Below are 285 nucleotides of genomic sequence, written 5' to 3' on the forward strand. Positions count from 1 at the left end.
AGAGCTTCTTTCCAAATTGCTTGGAAGCTTACAGTCACCTATCACAAATCTTGCTCGTGTACTTAATCAGATCGCTGAACAGGGCGGAGCAGGAGCATGTGAAGCAGCGGCTGAGGAAGCTCCGGCAGAAGAACCGGCTGAGACACCGGCTGAGTAATTAATTCAAAGAGGACAAACCGAAACAAAATATGGAGGTAAATGAAATGGCAAAATTAACAACAGCTGAATTTATTGAAGCTATCAAAGAATTATCTGTATTAGAGTTAAACGAATTAGTAAAAGCAT

1 pseudogene is annotated in these 285 nt (G+C 41.1%); it reads left to right on the forward strand.

What is annotated here, in order from left to right:
• Positions 1–203: 203 nt before the first annotated feature.
• A pseudogene (gene rplL / locus HJY11_RS13545) lies at positions 204–285 on the forward strand (50S ribosomal protein L7/L12); the annotation flags it as partial.

The sequence above is a fragment of the Bittarella massiliensis (ex Durand et al. 2017) genome, from assembly GCF_017566145.1.
Taxonomy (GTDB): domain Bacteria; phylum Bacillota; class Clostridia; order Oscillospirales; family Ruminococcaceae; genus Bittarella; species Bittarella massiliensis_A.